This window comes from Burkholderia sp. JP2-270, from assembly GCF_003233675.1.
Taxonomy (GTDB): domain Bacteria; phylum Pseudomonadota; class Gammaproteobacteria; order Burkholderiales; family Burkholderiaceae; genus Burkholderia; species Burkholderia pyrrocinia_C.
The window spans coordinates 1,058,547-1,082,174 of sequence record NZ_CP029824.1 but is presented as its reverse complement, the minus strand read 5'-3'; the positions used below and the strand labels follow the sequence as shown (position 1 = coordinate 1,082,174).

Genomic DNA, 23,628 nt, shown 5'->3' with positions numbered 1-23,628 from the left:
ACCGAGCGTCGTTAATTCCCGTTCCGCATGAATTTGAACCGACCTGACGCGTGCCCGTGCGGCGGCGCGTCCCCTGCTCCCGCCGGCAAAGCGCCGGCCCCGCGCTACGCGGCCTGCTGCGGCCGCTTCATCGACGGCGGCGAAGCCGCGCCGACGGCGCTCGATTTGATGCGTTCGCGGTACAGCGCTTACGTGCTCGGCGCGACCGGCTACCTGCGCGCGACATGGGCCGCGCGGACCTGCCCGCCCGATCTCGACACCGATCCCGAAGCGCCCGACGCGCCGCGCTGGCTCGGCCTCGCGGTAAAACGCCATGTGCCGCTCGGCGAACGGCACGCGGAGGTCGAATTCGTGGCCCGCTACAAGGTTGGCGGACGCGCTTACCGGCTCCACGAGACGAGCCGTTTCGAGCGCGACGAGCACGGTTTCTGGCGCTATGTCGACGGCGAAGTAAGCGAACGCTGACAAATAGTTGCTGTGTCAGACGCCGGGTAATTCCCGCATTGCACAACCTGATTTTGTCAGGCTAGGATGGCCATCAGATTGGTCATGTTGCATGGCAGGGCTTACGAATGGCGTTCAGCAAAGTATTGGTGGGATGGATGGCGGCCGGTGCGCTGTCGGCCGCTCAGGCCGGTACGCTGCCGAACGCTAATACGGGTGCCGGCACCGCCAGCGGGTCGCTCGCCCACGCCGAACGCTTCGATTACGGCGGCTCGAACCTTCCGCAGGTCGCGGCCGGCCTCAACGAACAGATCCTTCGCATTCCGGCCGATGCGTCGGGCTCCATCACGCTCGAGGCGACGCTCTTCAAGCCGGACGGCCCCGGCCCGTTCCCGCTCGTCGTCTTCAACCACGGCAAGAACACCGGCGATCTCCATCTGCAGCCGCGCAGCCGGCCGCTCGCGTTCGCGCGCGAATTCGTGCGCCGCGGCTATGCGGTGATCGCGCCGAACCGCCAGGGCTTCGCCGGTTCGGGCGGCACCTACCAGCAGGAAGGCTGCAACGTCGGCAAGAACGGTCTCGCTCAGGCGGCCGACGTCGATGCGACGGTGCGCTACATGTCGCGCCAGTCGTATGTCGATGCGTCGCGCATCGTCGTCGCCGGCACGTCGCACGGCGGCCTCGCGTCGGTCGCGTACGGCACCGAAGCCGCACCGGGCGTGCGCGGCATCATCAATTTCTCCGGCGGGCTGCGCCAGGATCTGTGCGACGGCTGGCAGCGCAACCTCGTCGATGCATTCGACCAGTACGGCGCACGCACGGCCGTGCGGTCGCTGTGGCTGTACGGCGACAACGATTCGGTGTGGACGCCCGGGCTCGTCGCGCAAATGCACGACGCGTACGTGTCACATGGCACGCAGGCCCAGTTCATCGATTTCGGCCGCTACAAGGACGACGCGCACCGACTGATCGTCGATCGCGACGGCGTGCCGGTCTGGTGGCCGGCCGTCAACGCGTTCCTCGAGAAGCTGAACCTGCCGACCTCGGTGCGCTACGCGGTCGCGAACCCGCACGAACCGAAGGCCACCGGCTATGCGGCCATCGACGCGGTCAACGCGGTGCCCTACGTCGACGAAGCCGGCCGCGAAGGCTATCGCCGCTTCCTGAACCAGCATCCGAGCCGCGCGTTCGCGGTGTCGTCGGAAGGCGCGTGGTCGTGGGCCGAAGGCGGCGACGACCCGATGGCGCTCGCGCTCGACAACTGCGCGAAACAGGGCGCGGGCGCCTGCCGGCTATATGCGGTCAACGACCGCGTCGTGTGGAACACAAACACGACGCAGACGGCCGACAACGGCGACGGCAGCACGGCCGACACCGATACGCACGCGCTGGCTTCGCGCTGACGCGCGGCGAGCCGTACGCCGCGCCTTTTACGCCTCCCTTCCCGCGTCCCGCCGCACTCTTCCGTGCGCGATCGCATTGCGCGTCGCCGTATTCGCGCGTTCGCGCCATCCCGCCATCGCCTGTCGTTCCGGCAGCCTGATCCCCCGGATTTCCGCAGGCCATTCCGCCACCGCGGTTCGCGCGTGGCATCGCCCCGCTTCGCCGCCCCGTTCGATCCCCGATTTTTCGCGATCGCACCGCGCGCCACCCCCGTGATTTTTTCTGTCGGGGGGGGGGGCTCACTCGAACGTCGTCATCTGCTCTCATTTCAGGGCATCTGAACCGTACCGTTCCGAGCAGCCCCGATCTGCGCCGAACTCCCGCCCCGCAAGGCTTTGCGACGTTTGTAACCTCTAGTGCAACGTGTCGCGGAACACGCTAATCTCAGCGCGTTTTGGAATCTGCCGCGCGGCGTCCCGTCGATGCCGCGCGGCCGTTATACCCTTCGGAGTTGCCTTGAGTACGCCAGCCACCGACGACTGGGTCGCGCGCAGCCTGCGCGCGGTCTGGCACCCCTGCACCCAGATGAAGCACCACGAGCGCCTGCCGCTGATCCCGGTCGCGCGCGGCGCGGGCGTGTGGCTGTACGACCGCGACGGCCGTCGCTACTTCGACGCAATCAGCTCGTGGTGGGTCAACCTGTTCGGCCATGCGAACCCGGACATCAACGCGGCGCTGAAGGACCAGCTCGACACGCTCGAACACGCGATGCTCGCCGGCTGCACGCACGAGCCCGCGATCGAGCTCGCCGAGCGGCTGCATGCGCTCACCGCGCGCACGCTCGGCCATGCGTTCTTCGCGTCGGATGGTGCGTCGGCCGTCGAGATCGCGCTGAAGATGAGCTTCCACGCATGGCGCAACCGCGGCCGCGCGAACAAGCAGGAATTCGTCTGCGTCGCGAACAGCTATCACGGCGAGACGATCGGCGCGCTCGGCGTGACCGACGTCGCGCTGTTCAAGGATGCGTACGATCCGCTGATCCGCCATGCGCACGTCGTCGCGTCGCCCGATGCGCGCGGCGCGCTGCCCGGCGAGACGGCCGCCGACGTCGCGGGCCGCGCGCTCGCGGACGTGCGGCGCCTGTTCGTCGAACGCGGCGACCGGATCGCCGCGCTGATCGTCGAGCCGCTCGTGCAGTGCGCGGCCGGCATGGCGATGCATGACCCGTCCTACGTGCGCGGGCTGCGCGCGCTGTGCGACGAATTCGGCGTGCACCTGATCGCCGACGAGATCGCGGTCGGCTGCGGCCGCACGGGCACCTTCTTCGCGTGCGAACAGGCCGGCGTGTGGCCCGATTTCATGTGCCTGTCGAAAGGCATCAGCGGCGGCTACCTGCCACTGTCGCTCGTGCTCACGCGCGATGACGTGTTCGCGGCGTTCTACGACGACGATACGACGCGCGGCTTCCTGCATTCGCATTCGTACACCGGCAACCCGCTCGCGTGCCGCGCGGCGGTCGCGACGCTCGACCTGTTCTCGCGCGACGACGTGCTCGCGCAAAACGCACGCAAGTCGGCCGCGATGCGCGCCGCGCTCGCGCCGCTCGACGCACACCCGCAGGTGCGCCACCTGCGCGAACGCGGCACGCTGTTCGCATTCGACGTCGCGCTCGACGGCGACGCGGCGCGCGGCTTCTCGCGGCGCTTCTTCGAACGCGCGCTCGAACGCGAGCTGCTGCTGCGCCCGATCGGCACGACCGTGTACCTGATGCCGCCGTACGTGATGAGCGACGACGACATCGCGTGGCTCGCGCAGCACACGCGCGATACGCTCGACGCAACGCTCGCGGAGATTGCGTGATGACGACATCCCTGCTCGACACGCTGCAGCGCGGCCTCGCCGATCTCGACGCGCAAGGGCTGCGCCGCGTGCGCCGCATCGCCGACACCGCGTGCGACGCGCGCATGACCGTCGACGGCCGTGAGATCGTCGGCTTCGCGAGCAACGACTACCTCGGCCTCGCCGCGCACCCGGCGCTCGTCGCCGCGTTCGCCGAAGGCGCGCAGCGCTATGGTTCCGGCAGCGGCGGCTCGCACCTGCTCGGCGGCCATTCGCGCGCGCACGCAAAGCTCGAGGACGAACTCGCGGGCTTCTCGGGCGGCTTCTGCGACGCGCCGCGCGCGCTGTACTTCAGCACCGGCTACATGGCGAACCTCGCCGCGATGACGGCGCTGACCGGCAAAGGCGCGACGATCTTCTCCGACGCGTTGAACCACGCATCGCTGATCGACGGCATGCGACTGTCGCGCGCGAACGTGCAGGTCTACCCGCATGCGGACACGGCCGCGCTCGCCGCGCTGCTCGAAGCGTCGGATGCCGAAACGAAACTGATCGTCAGCGACACCGTGTTCAGCATGGACGGCGACATTGCGCCGCTCGCCGAACTCGTCGCGCTGGCCGAACGCCACCGCGCATGGCTCGTCGTCGACGACGCGCACGGCTTCGGCGTGCTCGGCCCGCAGGGCCGCGGTGCACTCGCGGCCGCCGCGCTGCGTTCGCCGAATCTCGTCTACGTCGGCACGCTCGGCAAGGCGGCCGGCGTCGCGGGCGCGTTCGTCATCGCGCACGAGACCGTAATCGAATGGCTGATCCAGCGCGCGCGCAGCTACATCTTCACGACGGCCGCGCCGCCGGCCGTCGCGCATGCGGTATCGGCCAGCCTGAAGGTGATCGCGGGCGACGAAGGCGACGCGCGCCGCGCGCATCTCGCCGCGCTGATCGAGCGCACGCGCACGCTGCTGCGCAACACGCGCTGGCAGCCGGTCGATTCGCACACGGCCGTGCAGCCGCTCGTGATCGGCAGCAACGACGCGACGCTCGCTGCGATGCGCGCGCTCGACGCGCACGGCCTGTGGGTGCCCGCGATCCGGCCGCCGACGGTGCCCGCCGGCACGTCGCGGCTGCGCGTGTCGCTGTCGGCCGCGCATTCGTTCGACGATCTCGCGCGGCTCGAAACCGCGCTGATCGAAGCCAGCGAGGCAGCCGCATGACAGCCCCGCTCTCGCTGTTCGTCACCGGCACCGACACCGAAATCGGCAAGACCTTCGTGTCGGCCGCAATGCTGCACGGCTTCGCGCGGCACGGCCTGCGCGCGGCCGCGCTGAAGCCGGTCGCGGCCGGCGCATACGAGCGCGACGGCATCTGGCACAACGAGGATGCCGACCAGCTCGACGCAGCCGCAAACGTCGTGCTGCCGCCCGAGCTGCGCACGCCGTTCCTGCTGAAAGCACCGGCCGCGCCGCATATCGTCGCCGCGCAGGAAGGCGTGACGCTCGAGCTCGACACGATCGTCGCGTGCCACCGCGAAGCGCTGACGCGTGCGGACATCGTCGTCGTCGAAGGCGTCGGCGGCTTTCGCGTGCCGCTGAACGACACGCAGGACACGGCCGATCTCGCGGTCGCGCTCGGCCTGCCCGTCGTGCTCGTGGTCGGCGTGCGGCTCGGCTGCATCAGCCACGCGCTGCTGACGGCCGACGCGATTCGCCAACGCGGCCTCACGCTCGCGGGCTGGGTCGCGAACCATGTCGACCCGGCCATGTCGTTCGCCGACGAGAACGTCGCGACGATCCGCGATTGGCTCGCTCGCGAGCATCGCGCGCCGCTCGTCGGCCGCATTCCGTACATGACGCCGGCCGCTCCCGAATCCGCCGCGGCGATGCTCGACATCGCCGCGCTCGTCGAGTCGCTGCGCACCGCGCAGCATTGACCTAACCGAATCCCCACTCCCGCCCAGGACAGGAAAACGAAATGACCCAAGCCCAGACCGCCGCCGTGCAACCCGACGCGATTCCCGTGGCCGCACCGGCCCCGCAGCGCTGGCGCGTCGCCGACGTCGTCGCGCTGTTCGCGCTGCCGTTCAACGACCTGATCTTCCGCGCGCAGCAGTTGCATCGCGAGCACTTCGATGCCAACGCGGTGCAGCTGTCGACGCTGCTGTCGATCAAGACGGGCGGCTGCGAGGAAGACTGCGGTTACTGCTCGCAGTCGTCGCATCACGACACGGGCCTGAAGGCCGAGAAGCTGATGGATGTCGACACGGTGCTCGACGCCGCGCGCGCGGCGAAGGCGAACGGCGCGAGCCGCTTCTGCATGGGCGCCGCGTGGCGCAACCCGAAGGAGCGTCACATGCCGGCGCTGACCGAGATGGTGCGCGGCGTGAAGGAGCTCGGCCTCGAAACCTGCATGACGCTCGGCATGCTCGAGGACGAACAGGCGCAGCAGCTCGCCGACGCTGGCCTCGACTACTACAACCACAACCTCGACACGTCGCCGGAGTTCTACGGCCAGGTGATCTCGACGCGCACGTACCAGGATCGCCTCGACACGCTCGACCGCGTGCGCGATGCGGGCATCAACGTGTGCTGCGGCGGCATCATCGGGATGGGCGAATCGCGCCGCGAGCGCGCGGGCCTGATCTCGCAGCTCGCGAACCTGAACCCGTATCCGGAATCGGTGCCGATCAACAACCTCGTCGCGATCGAAGGCACGCCGCTCGAAGGCACCGCGCCGCTCGACCCGTTCGAATTCGTGCGCACGATCGCGGTCGCGCGCATCACGATGCCGAAGGCCGTCGTGCGCCTGTCGGCCGGCCGCGAGCAGCTCGACGACGCGATGCAGGCGATGTGCTTCCTCGCCGGCGCGAACTCGATGTTCTACGGCGACCAGCTGCTGACGACCAGCAACCCGCAGACGCAGCGCGACCGCGCGCTGTTCGAGCGCCTCGGCATCCGCGCGAGCCAGGCCGACGCGCTGTCGGACAACGCGTAAGCGAAACGGCCGGCGGGCCGCGCCTGCAAACGAAAAAGCCGGGGCGTGCCCCGGCTTTTTTTCACCCGATCGTCTGCACCGCGTTGGTTCTCGTGGCTCGGGTCACGGTCTTCGCGACGCGCCTGCGCACGCCGTCGAGCGTCACACGTGCGACGCCGCGCCGTCGAGCGCCGCGCGCACCCGCTCGACGAGCTGTGCGTCGACGGGCGCCAGCACCTCGCCGCGCGGCCGCACGCCCGAGCCGAAATGCACCGCGCGCACGCCGGTGGCCCGGACGAAATCGCCGACCGCATCGACGGTGAGCCCCGAGCCGGCCAGCACCGTGCATGTCGCCCCTTCGGCCTGCCGCACCATCCGCGCGATCGTCGCGGCCGCGTCGAGCACCGACGGATGGCCGCCCGACGTCAGCACCGACGTGACGGCCGGCACGCGCAGCAGCGCGTCGAACGCGGCGTTGAGGTCGCGCGACACGTCGAATGCACGATGGAACGTCAGCGCGCGGCCATCCGCGGCGGCGGCGATGCGCGCCAGTGCGCCGAGATCGACGTCGCCGCGCGCGTCGAGCGCGCCGAACACGACACCGTTCGCGCCGGCCGCAACGGCCGCGCGCACGTCGCGTTCGATCACGCGCAGATCGTCGGCGTCATAGACGAACGACCGGCTGTGCGGGCGCACGATCACGTTGACGGGAATCGGCACGGCGGCCACGACGGCCTCGATCAGGCCGACGCTCGGCGTCAGCCCGCCTTCGGTGATCGCGGTCACGAGTTCGAGGCGGTCGGCGCCCGCGCGGGCGGCGGCCTTCGCATCGCCGACGGTCGTGGCGATCACTTCGAGGAGGACGGAAGAAGCGGCGTTTCGGTTCATCGGCGGCTCGCGATTCGTCAGGACAATTCGCGCATCCTAGCCGAGCGGCGCGACGGGCGCCAGCGTGCCGGCCGCCGCGCGTATCAGCCGCGCCGCACGAGCCAGACGCCGGCCAGCGCGGACAACGCCGTCGCCACGGCACCGGGCGCGAACCGGAACATTCGCGCGTTCACTTCCACGCCCTGCTGCTGCATCACGTCGACGATCCCGGGCGACAGCAGCAGCGACGCCCAGCCCATCATCCCGAATGCGGTGGCGGCGGTCGCGACGAGCACCGCGATGCCCGCGCCCCGCGCACGCGGCCGGAACGCTCCGGCGAACGCGCCCGCGGCGAGGAGCGCGGCCGAAAACGCGAACAGCACGGCAACGAAGACGAACATCGCACCGGTATGGCCGATCTTCGTGAACGCGACCATCTGCGCAGCGATCACGCACATGCCCGCGATCGTAAACAGCACGACCGCCAGCGCGTTGCGCACGAAGCTCACGCGAGTGCCTGGCGGAAATACGCGGTCGCGGGGCGCCGGAACAGCAGGTAGACGAACAGCGCGAACAGCAGGAAGCCGGGAATCAGCATCGCGAACATCGACGGCGGCATGTTGACGAACGAGAACGCGAAGCCGAGCACGGATGTCGCGATGTACGCCTTGCGCGACCATTCGCGGCCCTTGAGGATCGCGATGCCGATCACGACGTTCGCGGCTTCGATGATCACGCTGATGCCGAGCGTCGCCCAGACGGGCAGCAGGTAGTGCGACAGCAGCGCCTGGGTGGTCGGCATGCCGATCGAAAACGGCGTATAGACGCACGTGATCGCGTTGGTCACGATGATGACCCATGCGAGGATGGTCAGCGAAATCGGTCTTTTCATTGTGTTGTCCTTTTATTCGCCGCCATGGTGGCCCCCGGGACGGCGCGATCGCGGTCACGACGGCCGCGATCGCGCCATTTTCGGGGAAGCACGCGCGGAACGCAACGGCCGGCCGGCGCCGCCGCGTCCCGATCACCGAAATCACCGAAATCGCCGCATGCGGTGCGCGCAGCGCTAGCCGGCGTCCGCTTCGTCATCGACCCAGTCGATATCGCCGCACAGCACGCGCTGCGCATCGCCGACGCGCACGGCCACCGACAGCGTCACGCACGGCTGCGCCTCGTTGATCGACAGGTACGGCCGCGTGACCTGCACGCGCCCCGGCTCGGCGATCGCCGAGCGGAAATACGGCCGGCGCAGCCAGTTCGCGCCCTGCGCGTCCGCCAGCGGCGAGAACCGCGCCTCGCTCAGCGCGCGATCGGCGCGCAGCACGACGTTGCGGCCCGATTGCCGGCCGTGCGCGTCGAGCAGGAAACAGCGCGCGGCCGCGTCGAGCGCGAGGAAGTTCCAGCACACCTCGTCGAGCGGCTCGCCGGCCGCGAGGCGCTCGGCCGCACGCTCGAACGCGCGCAGGTACGGCGCGATTCGCTGCGCATCGCGCCGCTCGCGCACTTCGGTCTGCTGACGAAAGCGCTCGGTCAGCTCGCCGATGCAGCTCGTCGCAGCCGCGCTGTCGGGCAACCCCGGCGCCGGGCGGCCGAAGTAGTAGCCCTGCACGAAATCGGCCTCGCACGACAGCGCGATCTGCGCCTCGTGCTCGGTCTCGATCCCTTCGACGAGCACGAGCTTGCCGGCCTCGTGCAGCAGCGTCACGAGCCCGTGCAGGATCGCGGTGAGCCCCGTGCGGTGCGCCGCGTGCGACAGCATGATGCGGTCGAGCTTCACGATGTCCGGGTTCAGTTGCCAGATCCGCTCGAGGTTCGAGTGTCCCGCGCCGAAATCGTCGAGCGCGATCAGGAAGCCGTGCGTGCGGAATTCGCGCACGGCCTCGGCGAGCCGCTCGACGTCGTCCGCGCGCTGTTCGAGCACCTCGAGCACGACGCGGCGCGGCGGCATGCCGAGCCGCTTCAGGTTCGCGAGCAGCGCGGCCGCCTGGAACGGGTCGGTGAGCACGCCCGGATGGACGTTGAGAAACAGCCACTCGCGCTCGGCGCCGAACAGCGCGAAGTTCTCGAGATGCAGCGCTTGCGCGAGCCGGTCGAGCTGCAGCAGTTCGCCCTGGCGCGCGGCTTCGCCGAACACGTCGAGCGGCGACACGGGGCGGTCGAGCGCATCGTGCGCGCGCAACAGCGCCTCGTAGCCGACCGCACGCTGGTGCGACAGGCTGAATATCGGCTGGAACACGGTCGTGAGCGTCAGGTCGCGATGCTGCGTCGCCAGACGCTCGAGGCCGGAGCTCATCTCCCGCTCGAACCGGTACGGCGACGCGGCGGCCGGACGCTCCTGTTGCACGATCGTCATACCTTCCTCCTGGTGAAGCACTCGAACGCACCGACCGACGAAACGGACGGCGCGTGCAATGTCTTGGTTGGACCCTCGGTTGTCCGGTCGGTGCCGGACGGCTGCCCAGCATCAAGCAAGCTCCGTGCAAGGGGCGAACAACCCATGCGCCGCGCGGGTGAGCGGGGCTGCCGCACCAGCGTGGCGCGCGTCCGACGCACCATTTTCGTGCGCACGCACCGGCCGCTTGAGCGCAACCGTTACTGCGGCACGCTACACTCCGTACGATCGTTTCATTCCCCGCATTCGCCGTATCGATGGAAATCGTCTTTACAGTCCTGATCCTGCTGCTGACCGTCGCACTGTCCGGCGCCGTCACGCGCAACCTGCCATTGCAACTGCCGCTGCCGCTGATGCAGATCGCATTCGGCGCGATCCTCGCGTGGCCGAAGTTCAACCTGCACGTCACGTTCGATCCCGAAATCTTCATGCTGCTGTTCATTCCGCCGCTGCTGTTCGCGGACGGCTGGCGGATTCCGAAACGCGAGCTTTACCTGCAGCGCCGCGCGATCCTGATGCTCGCATTCGGGCTCGTGTTCATGACGGTACTCGCGGTGGGCTACTTCGCGCATTGGCTGATTCCCGAGTTGCCGCTGCCGATCGCGTTCGCGCTCGCGGCCGTGCTGTCGCCGACCGATGCGGTCGCGCTGTCGGGCATCGCCGGCCGCGGCAGAATCCCGCCGCAACTGATGCACATCCTCGAAGGCGAGGCGCTGATGAACGACGCGTCGGGCCTCGTCGCGCTGAAGTTCGCGATCGCGGCCGCGCTGACCGGCGTGTTCTCGCTGCGCGCCGCGTCGGTCACGTTCGTGATCGTCGCCGCCGGCGGGCTCGCGACGGGTGCGATCGTGTCGTGGGTGTTCAGCGCGCTGTCGACGCGCTTCCTGAACGCCGAGCAGGAAGGCGACCCGGCCCCCGGCATCGTGATGACGCTGCTCGTGCCGTTCGCGGCCTACCTGTTCGCCGAGCATCTCGACCTGTCGGGCGTGCTCGCGGCCGTGTCGGCCGGGATGATGATGAATTACACGAGCTTCTCGCGCAAAAGCACCGTCGCGTCGCGCGTGCGTGCCGAAAGCACGTGGGCGATGATCGAGTTCGTGTTCAACGGCATGGTGTTCATCATGCTCGGGCTGCAGTTGCCGCACATCATCGGCCGCGCGCTCGTCGACGCGCACCATACGAGCGACGCGCTGGTCGGCCGGATGATCTTCAACGTGTGCGCGATGATGCTCGCGCTGTATGCGATCCGCTTCCTGTGGGTCTGGCTGCTGCGCTGGTTCGCGAGCCGCCGCGCGGCGCGCCAGGGCCTCGCGGGCACGATGGCCGGCGTGCGCACGATCGCGGTGATGACGGTCGGCGGCGTGCGCGGCGCGGTCACGCTCGCCGGCGTGCTGTCGATCCCGGTCGCACTCGCCGACGGCGCGCCGCTGCCGGGGCGCGACACCGCGATCTTCGTCGCGTCGGCCGTGATCCTCGGCTCGCTCGTCGTCGCGGTGATCGGCCTGCCGCTGCTGCTGCGCGGCGTGCGCTCGTCGCGCAACCCGCTCGCCGACGAGGAGCGCGCCGCGCGCGCAGCCGCCGCGCAGGCCGCGATCCGCGCGATCGACTCGTCGCACGACGCGATCTCGGCCGATCTCGACGAATCGGGCGCCGCGCGCTGCGCGGACATCTCGGCGCGCGTGATGGACCAGTATCGCCGCCGGCTCACCGCGCTCGCCGAGGACGGCCCCACGCCGCGCGCGGAAGCGAAGCAGTCCGAGACGATGGAGCTGCAGATGCGGATCGCGGCCGTGCGCGCGGAACGCTCGGTGCTGTATCGGCTGCGCAGCGAGAGCAAGATTTCCGACGAGACGCTGACGAAGCTGATCCGCGAGATCGACCTGTCGGAAACCGCGCTGTCGACGCGCAAGAAAGGCATTCTCTGACGGGCCGCTCGATGCCCGGAAGCAACCGCCCATAAAAACGGCGACGCCGAAGCGTCGCCGTTTTCACATCCGCCCGCGTTCGCGTTACTTCGCGACGACGACGGGAATTCCCTTCAGCATGCCCGCACCCTTCATCTCGTCGAGCGCGTGCTGCACGGCCGCGCTCGTCGCCGCGTCGATGCCGAGCTGCAGCGCAAGCTCGCGCTCCGCGCGCTTCACGCCGGCCAGATTGCGCACCTTCACGTGACCGAAGCCGCGCACGCGGGCGTGCAGGTCGGCCAGCTGCACGACCTGCGCCGCATTGCCGGCCGTCGTCGCGGCGAGCGCTCGGGCGAGCGTCGTCTCGTAGTCGTCGGCGAGCGCGCGCTCCATCCTGCGCTCGACCGTGCGGCCGAACGGATCGAGCCACGTGCCGCGCAGGCTGCGCACGCGCGCCAGCATGCCGAACACCGGCCACATCCATTGGCCGAACACGCGCTTCTTCGGCACGCCGCCGTCGCGGCCGGCCTTTGCGATCGTCGGCGGCGCGAGGTTGAACTTCACGCGATACGCGTGACCCGGCACGCCTTCGAACTGCGCTTCGAGCGCGGTGCGGAATGCGTCGTCCGCGTAAAGCCGCGCGACCTCGTATTCGTCCTTCACCGCGAGCAGCCGGTAGAACGTCGTCGCGACCGCGCGCGTCAGCGCGTCGTCGCCCTTCGCGCGCGCCGCGTTCACCAGCGCCCGGTAGCGCTCGACGTAGCGGGCGCCGCCGTACGCGTCGAGACGCGCTTCGCGATCGGCGATCAGTTCGGCAAGCGTCTCCGGCACGGCGTGCGCGGCCACCGCGTGACGCGCGTTCCACAACGCGTCGAGGCCCGCCGCGTCGCCGGCCGCCATCCGGCCGATCGAGAACGCGAGCTTGTTCATCGGCACCGCGACGTTGTTCAGCTCGATCGCGCGCATCATCGCGGCGAGCGACACCGGCACGAGGCCGAGCTGCCACGCGTAGCCGAGCATCAGGATGTTCGCGCCGATCGAGTCGCCGAGGAATTTCGCGGCGAGCGCCTGCGCGTCGCAGCTCGACAGATAGCCGTCGCCGGCCGCGTGACGCATCTTCTCGAGCAGCGCGTCCGCATGCAGGTTCGCATCAGGGTTCTGCACGAACGACGCGTTCGGGATCCGGTGCGTGTTGACGACGATCCGCGAACGCTCGTGACGCACCGTCTGCAGCGCTTCCGCACTCGCGCCGACGACCATGTCGCACGCGAGCAGCACATCGGCCTGCTGCGTGTCGATGCGCACCTGGTTCAGCCAGCGGTCGCTCGCGGCGATCCGCACGAACGACAGCACCGAGCCGCCCTTCTGCGCGAAGCCCATGAAGTCGAGCACCGATGCGCTCTTGCCTTCGAGGTGCGCGGCCATGCTGATCAGCGCGCCGACCGTCACGACGCCGGTACCGCCGACGCCCGTCACGAGCATGTCGAACGGCGCCGCATCGAGATGCGTCGCCGGCACCGGCAGCGCGTCGACACGCACGGCGAGCGCCGCTTCGTCGAACGCGGCACCCGCGGCCTTCTTCAGCGCCGCGCCTTCGACCGTCACGAAGCTCGGGCAGAAGCCGTTCACGCACGAATAGTCCTTGTTGCACGACGACTGGTCGATGCGGCGCTTGCGGCCGAGCGGCGTCTCGAGCGGCTCGACCGACAGGCAGTTCGACTGCACGCCGCAGTCGCCGCAGCCTTCGCACACCGCGTCGTTGATGAACAGGCGCTTGTCCGGGTCGGGGAATTCGCCCTTCTTGCGGCGGCGGCGCTTCTCGGCCGCGCAGGTCTGGTCATAGATCAGCACGGTGACGCCCGGCGTCTCGCGCAACTCGCGCTGCACCGTGTCGAGCTCGCTGCGGTGGTGGAACGTCGTGCCCTTCGGGAACAACCCGTGATGGCCGTCGTACTTCTCCGGTTCGTCGGACACGACGACGAAGCGCGACACGCCTTCCGCCTCGACCTGCCGCGCGATCTGCGGCACCGAGATGCTGCCGTCGACCGGCTGGCCGCCCGTCATCGCGACCGCGTCGTTGTAGAGGATCTTGTACGTGATGTTCGCTTTCGCGGCGACTGCCTGGCGGATCGCGAGGATGCCCGAGTGGAAGTAGGTGCCGTCGCCGAGGTTCTGGAACACGTGCTTCGTGTTGGTGAACATCGCATGCGCGGCCCAGTCGACGCCCTCGCCGCCCATCTGGATCAGCCCCGTCGTGTCGCGCTCCATCCACGACGCCATGAAGTGGCAGCCGATGCCGGCCTGCGCGATCGAGCCTTCCGGCACCTTCGTCGACGTGTTGTGCGGGCAGCCCGAGCAGAAGTACGGCGTGCGCTTCACCGCGTCGGCCTCGTTTGACAGGATCTGCGGCGCGACGAGTTCGACGACGCGTTCGCGGCGGTCGAGCGCCGGCTTGTGCCGCGCAAGCCAGTCGGCGAACACCGGCAGGATCCGCGACGGGCGCAGCTCGCCGAGTTCGGACAGCAGGCTGGCGCCGGCCGCGTCATGCTTGCCGAGCACGCGCGGGCGCGCGCCTTCGGTGCGGTTGTACAGGTAATCCTTGATCTGCTGCTCGATGACCGGGCCTTTCTCCTCGATCACGAGCACTTCGGCGAGCCCGTCGACGAAGGTCTCGATGCGCGTCATCTCGAGCGGATACGACAGGCCGACCTTGTAGATCCGCACGCCGGCCGCGTCGAGGTCGGCCACCGTCAGGTCGAGACGGCGCAGCGCTTCCATCAGGTCGAGGTGCGCCTTGCCGCAGGTGACGATGCCGACGTTCGCCTGCGCGCTCGGCGCGATCCACTTGTCGATGCTGTTGGTGCGCGCGAAATGGCGGACCGCGTCGAGCTTCGCGGCGAGACGCGCCTCGATCGTGAGGCTCGGCAGGTCGGGCCAGCGGTTGTGCAGGCCGCCCGCCGGCGGCGTGAAGCCGGCCGGCGCCGGCCACTGCGTCTGCAGCCCGTCGAGGTCGACGGTCGAGCCCGACTCGACCGTTTCCGAGATCGCCTTGAAGCCGACCCAGGCGCCCGAGTAGCGCGACAGCGCCCAGCCGTACAGGCCGAATTCGAGCATGTCGGCGATGTTCGCCGGGTTCACGACCGGCATGTGCCACGCGATCATCGCGAAGTCGCTCTGGTGCGGCATCGACGACGACACGCAGCCGTGGTCGTCGCCCGCGACGACGAGCACGCCGCCGTGCGGCGACGAACCGTACGCGTTGCCGTGCTTCAGCGCGTCGCCGGCGCGATCGACGCCCGGGCCCTTGCCGTACCACATCGCATACACGCCCTCGACCGTGCGCTCGGGATCGGCCTCGACCCGCTGCGTGCCGAGCACGGCCGTGCCGCCGAGTTCCTCGTTGATCGCGGGCAGGAAGCGCACGTCGCTGCCGTCGAGCAGTTTCTTCGCCTTCCACAGCTGCTGGTCGACCATGCCGAGCGGCGAGCCGCGATAGCCGCTGACGAAGCCGGCCGTGTTGAGCCCCTGTTCGGTGTCGACCGCGCGCTGCATCAGCAGCAGGCGGACCAGCGCCTGCGTGCCGGTCAGGAAGATCCGGCCACGCGTCGCGGTCAGGTTGTCGGTCAGGCGGTAGTCGGACAGGGCGGGCGGGCCGTCGACGGGCAAGCGGGCGGTCATGGGGGAAGTCTCCTGATTGTGCTGTTCTGGGCTGCGCGGCGGGGGCGTCGGATGACGCGTGATCGGCGGCAGCGAATGGCTCTATTTTTTCGCGCGCAGACGAGAATGTTTTTTCTCTTCTTGCTCGGGCGGGCCCTCAGCGAGAAAAACTGTGCAGCTTTTTATCGGGATTTGAGAGAGTTTTCGCGCGCGGTGGCGCAGCGGGATGGGCGGGGGGTCGGGACGGTCGGGCGGCTTGGTGGAACAACCGGTGCGGGTCCGAAGGCAACCGGCCGGCGCGGCGGGCGGGCGCTCGCGCCCCTTGTGACAAGGGTTTCGGGGGCCGCAGGCGTCACTCTCACCATTGAAATGCACAGCATTCCGATTGGTCGGGAGCGCGGGATGTCCACAATGCTGCGCCCTTCGGCCGATCGGGCTCGTGCGCTCACCGTTCGAATGCACAGCGTTTCGAGTGGCGTTGGGGCCGGGATGTCCACATCCGAAATCGGTATCCGGTTCACTCGGGCGCCGATGCTCACCGTTGAGATTCACAGCGCGGCGAGTGGATTTCGGCGGTGGATATCCACATCGGGATCGGCTCGTTTCGTCGATCCGCCGTTCACCCTCACCGATCGAATACACAGGAGCGCGAGTGGGTTCGTTGGCCGGATATTCACACCGGAACACGTCCGCTGCGCAATCGCAGGCCTGCACTCACCGTTGAAAACCACAGGGCTTCGAGTGGTTGCGGCGGCGGTTGTCCATGCTCGAACCGACGCTGCCGTCCGGTCTCGCACGCACCCTCACCGTTGAAAACCACAGCGCTTCGAGTGACTTTGAGAGGCGGATATCCACATGGACGAGACTCCGTGAGTCGGCCGGCGAAGTACGTTTCCGGGTGCCACGACGACCGGAAGTCCACGCAGGCATCGGCACGCTGTCCGATCGGGCGTCGACACTCACCTTCGAAATACACAGTGCCGCGAATCGTTTGGTTGGCCGGACATCCACACGGGAATCCGCGTTGCCCTCGATAGCATGCTCGCTTCCGGGCCTGAATTGCGCGGCACTTCAGACGGCGTTGTCAGCCGAACGGCCGCGTCTTGACCGGCTGTCCGCCGATGGCGCACTCACGCTCACCATTGAATTGCACAGCGCTTCGAGTCGCTTGAGAAGGTTGGTACGCGCATTGAAATCTGCTCGTTGCGGACCACACGTCCGCTCTCACCGTTAGAATGCACCGCCCTTCGAGTGACTTCCGGGACCGGATATCCACTCCGCGACGCATTAGCGGTTCGGTCACGCGTGCGCGCGTTCGGCTAGAATGCGCGGCGCTCCGAATCGCACCAAGGGTCGGGAAACCACGCCGGAGCAGGCGCGTCGCGCGATCAGGCGCCGACACTCACCGCTGAATTTCACAGCATTTCGCGTCGTTGAGTGGATCGGTTATCCACAACCCTCTTGATGCATTACGCGGCATCCGGTCATCCTCACCGGTGAAATGCACAGGGCTGCGAGTCGTTTCCGTGCGCGGATATCCACAACGGATCGCGCGAAGGAACCTTCATCGACACATCAGCGAAAGCGGTCTGCGCATCGACGCGCAACAATCGGGCGATAGCCGGAAAGCCTTGTCCAGACAGCCTTGGCGGCACCCTCACCATTCAATTGCACAGCGTTTCGAGTCGCCTTGGGGGTGAGTTGTCCACATCCGCCCCATTGCGCTGACTCAAGCCGGCACGCGCTCCGGGCAACCTCACTCGGCAATCGAACGGATGACCGTTGCCGGATTGCCGCCGACCAGCGTATTCGGCGGGACGTCCCTGGTAACGACGGCCCCGGCCGCGACGACCGAATGCTCGCCCACCGTCACGCCGCCGATGATCGTCGCACCCGCGCCGATCCACACGTTCCGTTCGATCGCGATCGGCTTCGCGACGACGAAATCGCGCCGCCGGGAAGGTTCGACCGGATGGCCGGACGTGATGAGGCTGACGTTCGGCCCGATCATCACGTCGTCGCCGATCTCGAGCCCGCCCAGGTCGTAGAACGTGCAGTTCTGGTTAACGAACACGTTGCGCCCGATCTTCATGCCGGCGCCGCCCGTCGCATGGAACGGCTGGATCAACATGAAGCCGTCGTCCACCTGCGTGCCGATCAGTTCACTGAACAATGCGCGAACTTCTGCCGCATCGTCGAACGTCAGACGGTTGAGCCGCGCGGTGATCGCCATCGCTCGCTTGACCTCGGCCACCATGGCGACCGATTCCGGCGTTCTTCGCGGAATGATCGTGGTGCGATCGTCGTTTGCCATTCGTTGCTTGTCTCCATGCGCGGTGGAACCGGCGGTGGGCGCGCGGCAGCGGCGCCGGGTTGAAGATTCCCGCGTTTCGCGAAGCGTTGCGATCACGAATGAATGCTTGCACTGCCATGTGCGCAAGTGCCGCGGGATCGGTCGTGCATTGTAGTAATGCGGGCTTACGCCGGGATTTTTCAACTCTATTCATAACTAGTTTATATATAACTAGTTATTCACCAAACTCTTGTAACAACGGGCTTCGCCCCGGCCCTCCACCCGATTCATGTCCGACACAACATACCGGACGAGACATACAGCGGGCCGCCCCTGGCCGGGCGCCCCTGGCCGGGCGCCCCTGTCCGAACCTCCTGCGCTCGGGTACGCTTGAGCATCCACCGGACCCTGCCTGCACCCAAACGCGGAGGCGCGATGAAGCTCTACTACTGGCCGAAGACCCGGGCATTCCGGGCGTTGTGGATGCTGGAGGAAATCGGCGTCGTGTACGAACTCGTGCCGATCGACCTGCGCTCGCACGAACAGGGCAGCGACGCGTTCGTGCAGGTCAACCCGATGGCCAAGCTGCCCGCGCTCGACGACGGCAGCGCGCCGTTCGCCGAATCGGGCGCCGTGCTGCTCTATCTCGCCGACCGTTGCCCGGGCGCCGGGCTCGGCATCGCACCCGACGATCCGCTGCGCGGCCGTTTCCTCCAGTGGATGTTCTTCACGCCGACCTGCCTCGAACCGGCGATGGCCGAGAAATTCACGGGCGCGTCGGGCAATCCGGTCGCGTTCGGCTGGGGCAACATCGCGCGCGTGCAGCGCGCGCTCGCGCAGACGCTCGCCCACTGCCCTTGGCTCGTCGGCGACCGCTTCACCGCGGCCGACCTGTTGCTCGCCAGCACGCTGAAGATCGCGTTCGACGCGCATCTGCTGCCGCACGAAGGCGTGCTCGGCGACTACGTCGCACGAGCCGAGGACCGCGACGCGTTCCGCCGCGCGGTCGCGATCGAACAACGCGAAGCGGCGCGGCTGCTGCACGCGTGACGCATGCGGGGCGGCGCCCGCCGCCCCGCGAGCACACCTACGCAGCCGGCCCCTGCGTCGCGGCGCCCGCTTCGACCACCACGCCCGGCGAACCGCGCTCGTCGGTGTCGGCGTCGACCGGCACTATGTCGTGAAAATGCGTGTAGTCGATGTGCGTAATGCCGTCTTCGTCGTGCATCAGGTCGACATAGCGGTGACGCCAGCGGATCTCCCCATGCGCCCATGAGTGACGCGCCTGCATGACCTGCGAGGTCGTTTCGTCCGAGCCCTCGATCGTGATCAGCAGCGACGCGTCGCGCGCGGCGAGCGATTCGGGCGTCTCGCCGAACAGCGCGCTCGATTCGTCGATCACGTGCATCAGGTTCCAGCCGAGCAGGAAGATCGGATGCTCGCTGCGCACGAGCGGCAGGTCGTGGATCTTGCGCAGCGAGTAGCCCTCGTGCGTGCCTTCGACGCGCATCAGCCGCAACTTCGCCTGCGCCTCGGCGATCACGTTCTGGCGCGCATTCGCGGCGCGCACCATCAGCGTCATCCGGCCGTTCAGCGGCCGCACGATCGCATAGCGCGCGAACAGGATCTTCGCCTGCGGCCGGGAAAACCGCGCGAACACGAGCCCCGTGGCCAGCGCGATGCTCGACATCCCGACGAAGATCTCGAATGTCGCGACCAGGTGCGCATAAGTAGTCTGCGGATGCATGTCGCCGTAGCCGACGGTCGCGAGCGTCTCGACGCTGAAGAAGAACGCGCCGCCGAACCCGGCCGGCGACTGGTTCGCGATCGGCGCGTGGCCGAGCATGTAGAGCATCGCGAAACCGCCGTTGAGCAGCAGGAACAGCACCGCGAGCGACAGGAAGAACACGGGCCAGCTCACCGTCAGCGCGCGGTGATAGAAGTCGCGCCAGCCGAGCGGCGGCATCCCGTACGCGATCACCGGGCGGGTGCCCGACCAGATCTTGCGGCCACGGCCGCGGGAGGCGGGGGAGGGCGAATCGACGTTCATCGCGCGGTGCCGGTTGCAGGAAGGCGATGAGCGTAGCACGCGCGGCGGCGGCCGGGAATGCGTGCCGATTCGGAATGGAAATTTGCCGCGCGGCCGGACGCGTGCGGCCGCGCAGCGTTGAAACAAAACCGGCCGCATGAAAGCAGCCGGCTGCATCGTCATCGTGTGGGACGCGCGGTGCGCGCCACTATCACTTCCGGTCGACGATCACCTGGTCGAAAGTGCCGCCGTCGGCGAAATGGGTCTTCTGCGCGTTCGCCCAGCTGCCGAAGACCTGCTCGACGCTGAATGTCTTCAGCGACTTGAACTCGGCCGCATGCTTCTTCAGCACGTTCGCGTCGCGCGGGCGCAGATGGTGCTGCGCGATGATCTCCTGCGCTTCCGGCGTGTACAGGTAGTCGAGATACGCCTGCGCGACCTTGCGCGTGCCCTTCTTGTCGACGACCTTGTCGACGACGGCGACGGGCGGCTCCGCGAGGATGCTGGCCGACGGATACACGGCGTCGAACTGCGCGCCCGACGCGCCGGTGTCCATCAGCGCGACTTCGTTCTCGAACGTGACCAGCACGTCGCCGATGCCGCGCTGCGTGAACGTCGTCGTAGCGCCTCGGCCGCCCGAGTCGAGCACCGGCACGTTGCGGAAGATCGCCTTCTCGAAGTCGAGCGCCTGCTGGTCGGTCGCGCCCTTCTGCTTCTGGAAGCCCCACGCGGCGAGATACGCGTAGCGGCCGTTGCCCGACGTCTTCGGGTTCGCGATGATCACCTGGACGCCCGGCTTCGCGAGATCGCTCCAGTCCTTGATCGCCTTCGGGTTGCCCTTGCGCACGAGGAACACCATCGTCGTCGAGTACGGCGAGCTGTTGTCCGGGAAGCGCGCGCGCCAGTCCTTCGGCAGCAGCTGGCCGCGCTCGGCGAGCAGGTCGATGTCGTTCGGCTGGTTCATCGTCACGACGTCGGCCTGCAGCCCTTGCAGCACCGACAGTGCCTGCGCGCTCGACGCGCCGTGCGACTGCTTGAGCGCGACCGTCTCGCCGGTCTTCTGCTTGTACGCGGCGGCAAAGCTCGCATTGATGTCCTTGTACAGCTCGCGCGTCACGTCGTACGACACGTTCAGGATCGACGTATCCGCGTGCGCAGCCGTCGCCGCCACGACCAGCGCCGCCGCCGCGCCCGTGTGCAGCCAGCGGCCGATCCCCTTGATGCTTGCCATCGTGATATGCCCCGTTTCCAGTGGTGGTGAATGTGCGTGACGGCACGCGTGCGCGCTGTCATCGAAACGTAAGCGGGCATTCTAGCGGCCGGCCGCGGCGCGCTTTCCAATCAGTCGTGGAAAGCAAATCTCGAATCCTGCTAAACGGCGGCGGACGCTCGCGTGCGGGTCCGATCCGGTGTTAAGATCGCCGTTCAGCCCACTTCACGGTTCATCCATGTCCGCTGCCCTGCGCTCGCTCTCGATCCTCGCCGCCGTCGCGGCAGGTGCGCGCGCGGCCGGGCTGAAACTGAAAAAACGACTCCTCGACTGACGGGGACGTCGCGTCCCGTCAGGCGAATGCCGGACGGGATGCCCGCAGGTCGTTTGTTTCTCCTTGCCCGCATGCCTCGCTCCGGCGCTCCGCCGGCGGAACGGTTCCTTCCCACTCCGTTTCCACCATGAGGCTTTGCATGCACACACGTTTCGAAGGTATCTGGCTGCCGATCATCACGCCGTTCCACCACGGCGAAGTCGATCATGCGGCACTCGCGCGGCTCGCGCGCCACTATGCGGCCGCGGGCATCGCGGGTTTCGTCGCGGGCGCGACGACCGGTGAAGGCGTGCTGCTCGACGCGCGCGAACAGGACGCCGTGTTCGCGACGCTGCGCGACGCGGCGCCTGGCCTGCCGATCGTCGTCGGGCTGACCGCGAGCGCAACGCATTTCGCGGCGGCACGCGCACGCGAACTCGCCGCGCTGCGGCCCGACGGGTTGCTCGTCACGCCGCCCGTCTACGTGCGGCCGACGCAGGACGGCATCCGCCGCCATGTCGAGGCGATCGTCGACGCGGCCGACCTGCCGGTGCTCGTCTACAACATCCCGTACCGCACCGGGGTAACCGTCGAACTGGAAACGCTGCAGGTGCTCGCGCGCGACCCGCGCGTCGCGGGCATCAAGGAATGCGGCGGCACGCTCGACCGGATGAGCCGGCTCGTGCACGACACGCCGCTTGCGATCCTGTCCGGCGACGACAACCAGAACTTCGCGGCACTGTGCGCCGGTGCGCACGGTGCGATCGCGAGCAGCGCGCACGTGCTGCCTGAATGGCATGTGCGCATCCATGCACTGCTGCGCGACGGGCGGCTCGCCGATGCGCGGCGCCTGTCGGTCGCACTGCAGCCGCTCGTCGCGGCGCTGTTCGCGGAGCCGAACCCGGCGCCGGTGAAGGCCGTGCTGGCTGCGCAAGGATGGTGCGAGGACGGGTTGCGGCTGCCGTTCGTACCAGCGAGCGACGGGTTGCGGGAGCGGTTGGCAGCCATCTGCACGGCACTCGACGAAATCGAGCCTGACCTCGCGGCAGCATAAGGCTCTACACCGCGTGAGGCGCTGGCGACAGATGAAATTCAACCCGACGGATTATTTCAAACTGTCAGAACCAGAGACAGGCCGTACCGTGCAATATAGTCAGGTTCGCCTGATCGATCCATTCGGCCGATCAGCCGACGGGCTGCCGAGTCGCCGCCCGCTGCGGCAATCGAACGTTTCGTCAGGCCGCCAGCGCCGCCACCGCCCCCTCCGTCGCATCCCGCACCGCCTGCGTCACGATCCGCGCGAGCCGGTCGACGGTCGGCGTCGCCGACGACGTGCGCCGCAGCAGGATCAGCGGCAGGCTCGGCAGCTCCGGCAGCCCGGACGACGCCGCGTCGAGCACGCGCACCGACGCGGGCAGCCCGTAGTGCGAGCGCACCGTCAGCCCAAGGCCGGCCGCCGCCGCCGCCCATAGCCCGGCGAGGCTCGGCGTCGTGAACGCGACGCGCCACGGCACGCCCGCGCGGTCGAGCGCATCGGTCGCCGCACCGAAGAACCGGCACGGCCGGTCGAACACGACGAGCGGCAGCGGCTCGCCAGGCGCGCGCACGGCACGGCCGCCCGCTTCGCTGCCCGTTTCGCCGCGCGCAACCGGTGCCGCACCGTCTTCCGCGCCCTCCCCGCCGCCGTCCGGTATCCCGAAACCGCCCGCGCCCACCGCGCCGATCCATTGCATCGGCACCTGCGCGATCGCTTCGCTGTCGATCCCTGCCCGCGACACGAGCGCCGCCGACGCCGGGTCGCCCCACACGAGCGCGAGATCGAGCTGGTTCGCGTCGAGCCGGTCGAGCAGTTCGGCATTGCGCGCCACGCGCGCCTCGATCCGCACCTTCGGATGCGCGCGCGCAAACCGCCCGAGCACGTCGGGCAGGATCGCCTCGCCGAAATCTTCCTGCAGCCCGACGCGCACCCAGCCGTCGAGATTCACGCCGCGCACGGCCGCGGCTGCCTCGTCGTTCAGCTCGATCAGCCGCCGCGCATAGCGCAGCATCGCGTCGCCGGCGTCGGTCAGCGCGAGCCCGCGCCCGGCTTTCACGAACAGCGGTGTGCCGGCCTGCTCCTCGAGCTTGCGGATCTGCGCGCTCACCGCCGACGACGAGCGCGCGACGCGTTCGGCCGCCTTCGCGAAACTGCCGAGATCCACGCCCGCGACGAGGCTGCGCAACGCCGCCACGTCGAAATTGGGGCGGGCCTGCGCGGCATCGGGCATTGCGAGCGGAATGTCTTGTCTGGGCACGTCAACCATCCTGATTTATCGAACGATTCATCAAAA

Annotated in this window: 18 protein-coding genes; 9 read left to right on the top strand and 9 right to left on the bottom strand. The window is 68.5% G+C overall.

All coding sequences use genetic code 11. The features are described from left to right. Window positions 1-27 precede the first annotated feature (27 nt). The 6 genes from DM992_RS05180 to bioB all read left to right on the top strand — a co-directional run bounded on the left by DM992_RS05180 (window position 28) and on the right by bioB (window position 6,654). On the top strand, window positions 28-465 hold the full coding sequence (locus DM992_RS05180; protein WP_111015987.1) for a YchJ family protein: 438 nt from the start codon (window positions 28-30) through the stop codon (window positions 463-465). Between the two features lie 107 nt (window positions 466-572). Next, a complete protein-coding gene (locus DM992_RS05175) occupies window positions 573-1,847 on the top strand; it encodes a prolyl oligopeptidase family serine peptidase (RefSeq protein WP_111015986.1) in 1,275 nt (424 codons plus the stop codon). Between the two features lie 496 nt (window positions 1,848-2,343). Next, on the top strand, window positions 2,344-3,687 hold the full coding sequence (gene bioA / locus DM992_RS05170; RefSeq protein WP_111015985.1) for an adenosylmethionine--8-amino-7-oxononanoate transaminase: 1,344 nt from the start codon (window positions 2,344-2,346) through the stop codon (window positions 3,685-3,687). Beyond that, window positions 3,687-4,877 carry an 8-amino-7-oxononanoate synthase gene (gene bioF / locus DM992_RS05165; protein ID WP_111015984.1) on the top strand — a complete coding sequence of 397 codons (1,191 nt, stop codon included), beginning with the start codon at window positions 3,687-3,689 and terminating at the stop codon, window positions 4,875-4,877. Before bioA ends, bioF begins: the two co-directional genes overlap by 1 nt. After that, window positions 4,874-5,593: a dethiobiotin synthase gene (gene bioD, locus DM992_RS05160; protein WP_111015983.1), complete on the top strand. Its 720-nt coding sequence runs from the start codon at window positions 4,874-4,876 to the stop codon at window positions 5,591-5,593. The genes bioF and bioD overlap by 4 nt, the downstream gene beginning before the upstream one ends. A 41-nt stretch (window positions 5,594-5,634) precedes the next feature. After that, window positions 5,635-6,654 (top strand): biotin synthase BioB, encoded by a 1,020-nt coding sequence (gene bioB, locus DM992_RS05155; RefSeq protein ID WP_111015982.1) that lies wholly within the window; start codon window positions 5,635-5,637, stop codon window positions 6,652-6,654. Window positions 6,655-6,795: 141 nt separating this feature from the next. Here the strand turns inward: bioB and DM992_RS05150 are convergent, their stop codons facing one another. The 4 genes from DM992_RS05150 to DM992_RS05135 all read right to left on the bottom strand — a co-directional run bounded on the left by DM992_RS05150 (window position 6,796) and on the right by DM992_RS05135 (window position 9,853). After that, the gene (locus DM992_RS05150; protein ID WP_111015981.1) at window positions 6,796-7,521 is read right to left on the bottom strand and encodes a copper homeostasis protein CutC; all 726 of its coding nucleotides are present in this window, start codon (window positions 7,519-7,521) and stop codon (window positions 6,796-6,798) included. Between the two features lie 83 nt (window positions 7,522-7,604). Continuing rightward, window positions 7,605-8,009 carry a hypothetical protein gene (locus DM992_RS05145; RefSeq protein WP_111015980.1) on the bottom strand — a complete coding sequence of 135 codons (405 nt, stop codon included), beginning with the start codon at window positions 8,007-8,009 and terminating at the stop codon, window positions 7,605-7,607. Then, window positions 8,006-8,392 (bottom strand): hypothetical protein, encoded by a 387-nt coding sequence (locus DM992_RS05140; protein WP_111015979.1) that lies wholly within the window; start codon window positions 8,390-8,392, stop codon window positions 8,006-8,008. The genes DM992_RS05145 and DM992_RS05140 overlap by 4 nt, the downstream gene beginning before the upstream one ends. Window positions 8,393-8,566: 174 nt before the next feature. Then, on the bottom strand, window positions 8,567-9,853 hold the full coding sequence (locus tag DM992_RS05135; protein WP_111015978.1) for an EAL domain-containing protein: 1,287 nt from the start codon (window positions 9,851-9,853) through the stop codon (window positions 8,567-8,569). A 296-nt stretch (window positions 9,854-10,149) separates the two neighbouring features. Between DM992_RS05135 and DM992_RS05130 the strand changes: the two genes are divergently transcribed. Continuing rightward, window positions 10,150-11,817 (top strand): Na+/H+ antiporter, encoded by a 1,668-nt coding sequence (locus DM992_RS05130; RefSeq protein WP_105389578.1) that lies wholly within the window; start codon window positions 10,150-10,152, stop codon window positions 11,815-11,817. An 84-nt stretch (window positions 11,818-11,901) separates the two neighbouring features. Here the strand turns inward: DM992_RS05130 and DM992_RS05125 are convergent, their stop codons facing one another. Together DM992_RS05125 and DM992_RS05120 are read right to left on the bottom strand one after the other, a co-directional pair. Next, window positions 11,902-15,474, bottom strand: coding sequence for an indolepyruvate ferredoxin oxidoreductase family protein (locus DM992_RS05125; RefSeq protein ID WP_111015977.1), 3,573 nt, complete (start codon window positions 15,472-15,474; stop codon window positions 11,902-11,904). A 1,735-nt stretch (window positions 15,475-17,209) separates the two neighbouring features. Next, entirely contained in the window at window positions 17,210-17,767 is a 558-nt protein-coding gene (locus DM992_RS05120; RefSeq protein ID WP_111015976.1) for a sugar O-acetyltransferase, read from the bottom strand. 414 nt (window positions 17,768-18,181) lie between these two features. On the opposite strand from DM992_RS05120, the gene DM992_RS05115 reads away from it, so the two are divergent. Next, the gene (locus tag DM992_RS05115) at window positions 18,182-18,796 is read left to right on the top strand and encodes a glutathione S-transferase (protein ID WP_111015975.1); all 615 of its coding nucleotides are present in this window, start codon (window positions 18,182-18,184) and stop codon (window positions 18,794-18,796) included. A gap of 37 nt (window positions 18,797-18,833) precedes the next feature. Here the strand turns inward: DM992_RS05115 and DM992_RS05110 are convergent, their stop codons facing one another. Then, window positions 18,834-19,796, bottom strand: a complete 963-nt coding sequence (locus DM992_RS05110; protein WP_111015974.1) for an ion channel — start codon at window positions 19,794-19,796, stop codon at window positions 18,834-18,836. Window positions 19,797-19,986: 190 nt separating this feature from the next. Continuing rightward, on the bottom strand, window positions 19,987-21,006 hold the full coding sequence (locus DM992_RS05105) for a sulfate ABC transporter substrate-binding protein (protein WP_047899176.1): 1,020 nt from the start codon (window positions 21,004-21,006) through the stop codon (window positions 19,987-19,989). Window positions 21,007-21,458: 452 nt separating this feature from the next. Between DM992_RS05105 and dapA the strand changes: the two genes are divergently transcribed. Continuing rightward, window positions 21,459-22,352 (top strand): 4-hydroxy-tetrahydrodipicolinate synthase, encoded by an 894-nt coding sequence (dapA, locus tag DM992_RS05095; protein WP_111015973.1) that lies wholly within the window; start codon window positions 21,459-21,461, stop codon window positions 22,350-22,352. Window positions 22,353-22,533: 181 nt separating this feature from the next. Here dapA and DM992_RS05090 read toward each other — a convergent pair whose 3' ends face one another. Then, a complete protein-coding gene (locus tag DM992_RS05090) occupies window positions 22,534-23,601 on the bottom strand; it encodes a LysR substrate-binding domain-containing protein (RefSeq protein ID WP_111015972.1) in 1,068 nt (355 codons plus the stop codon). Window positions 23,602-23,628 lie beyond the last annotated feature (27 nt).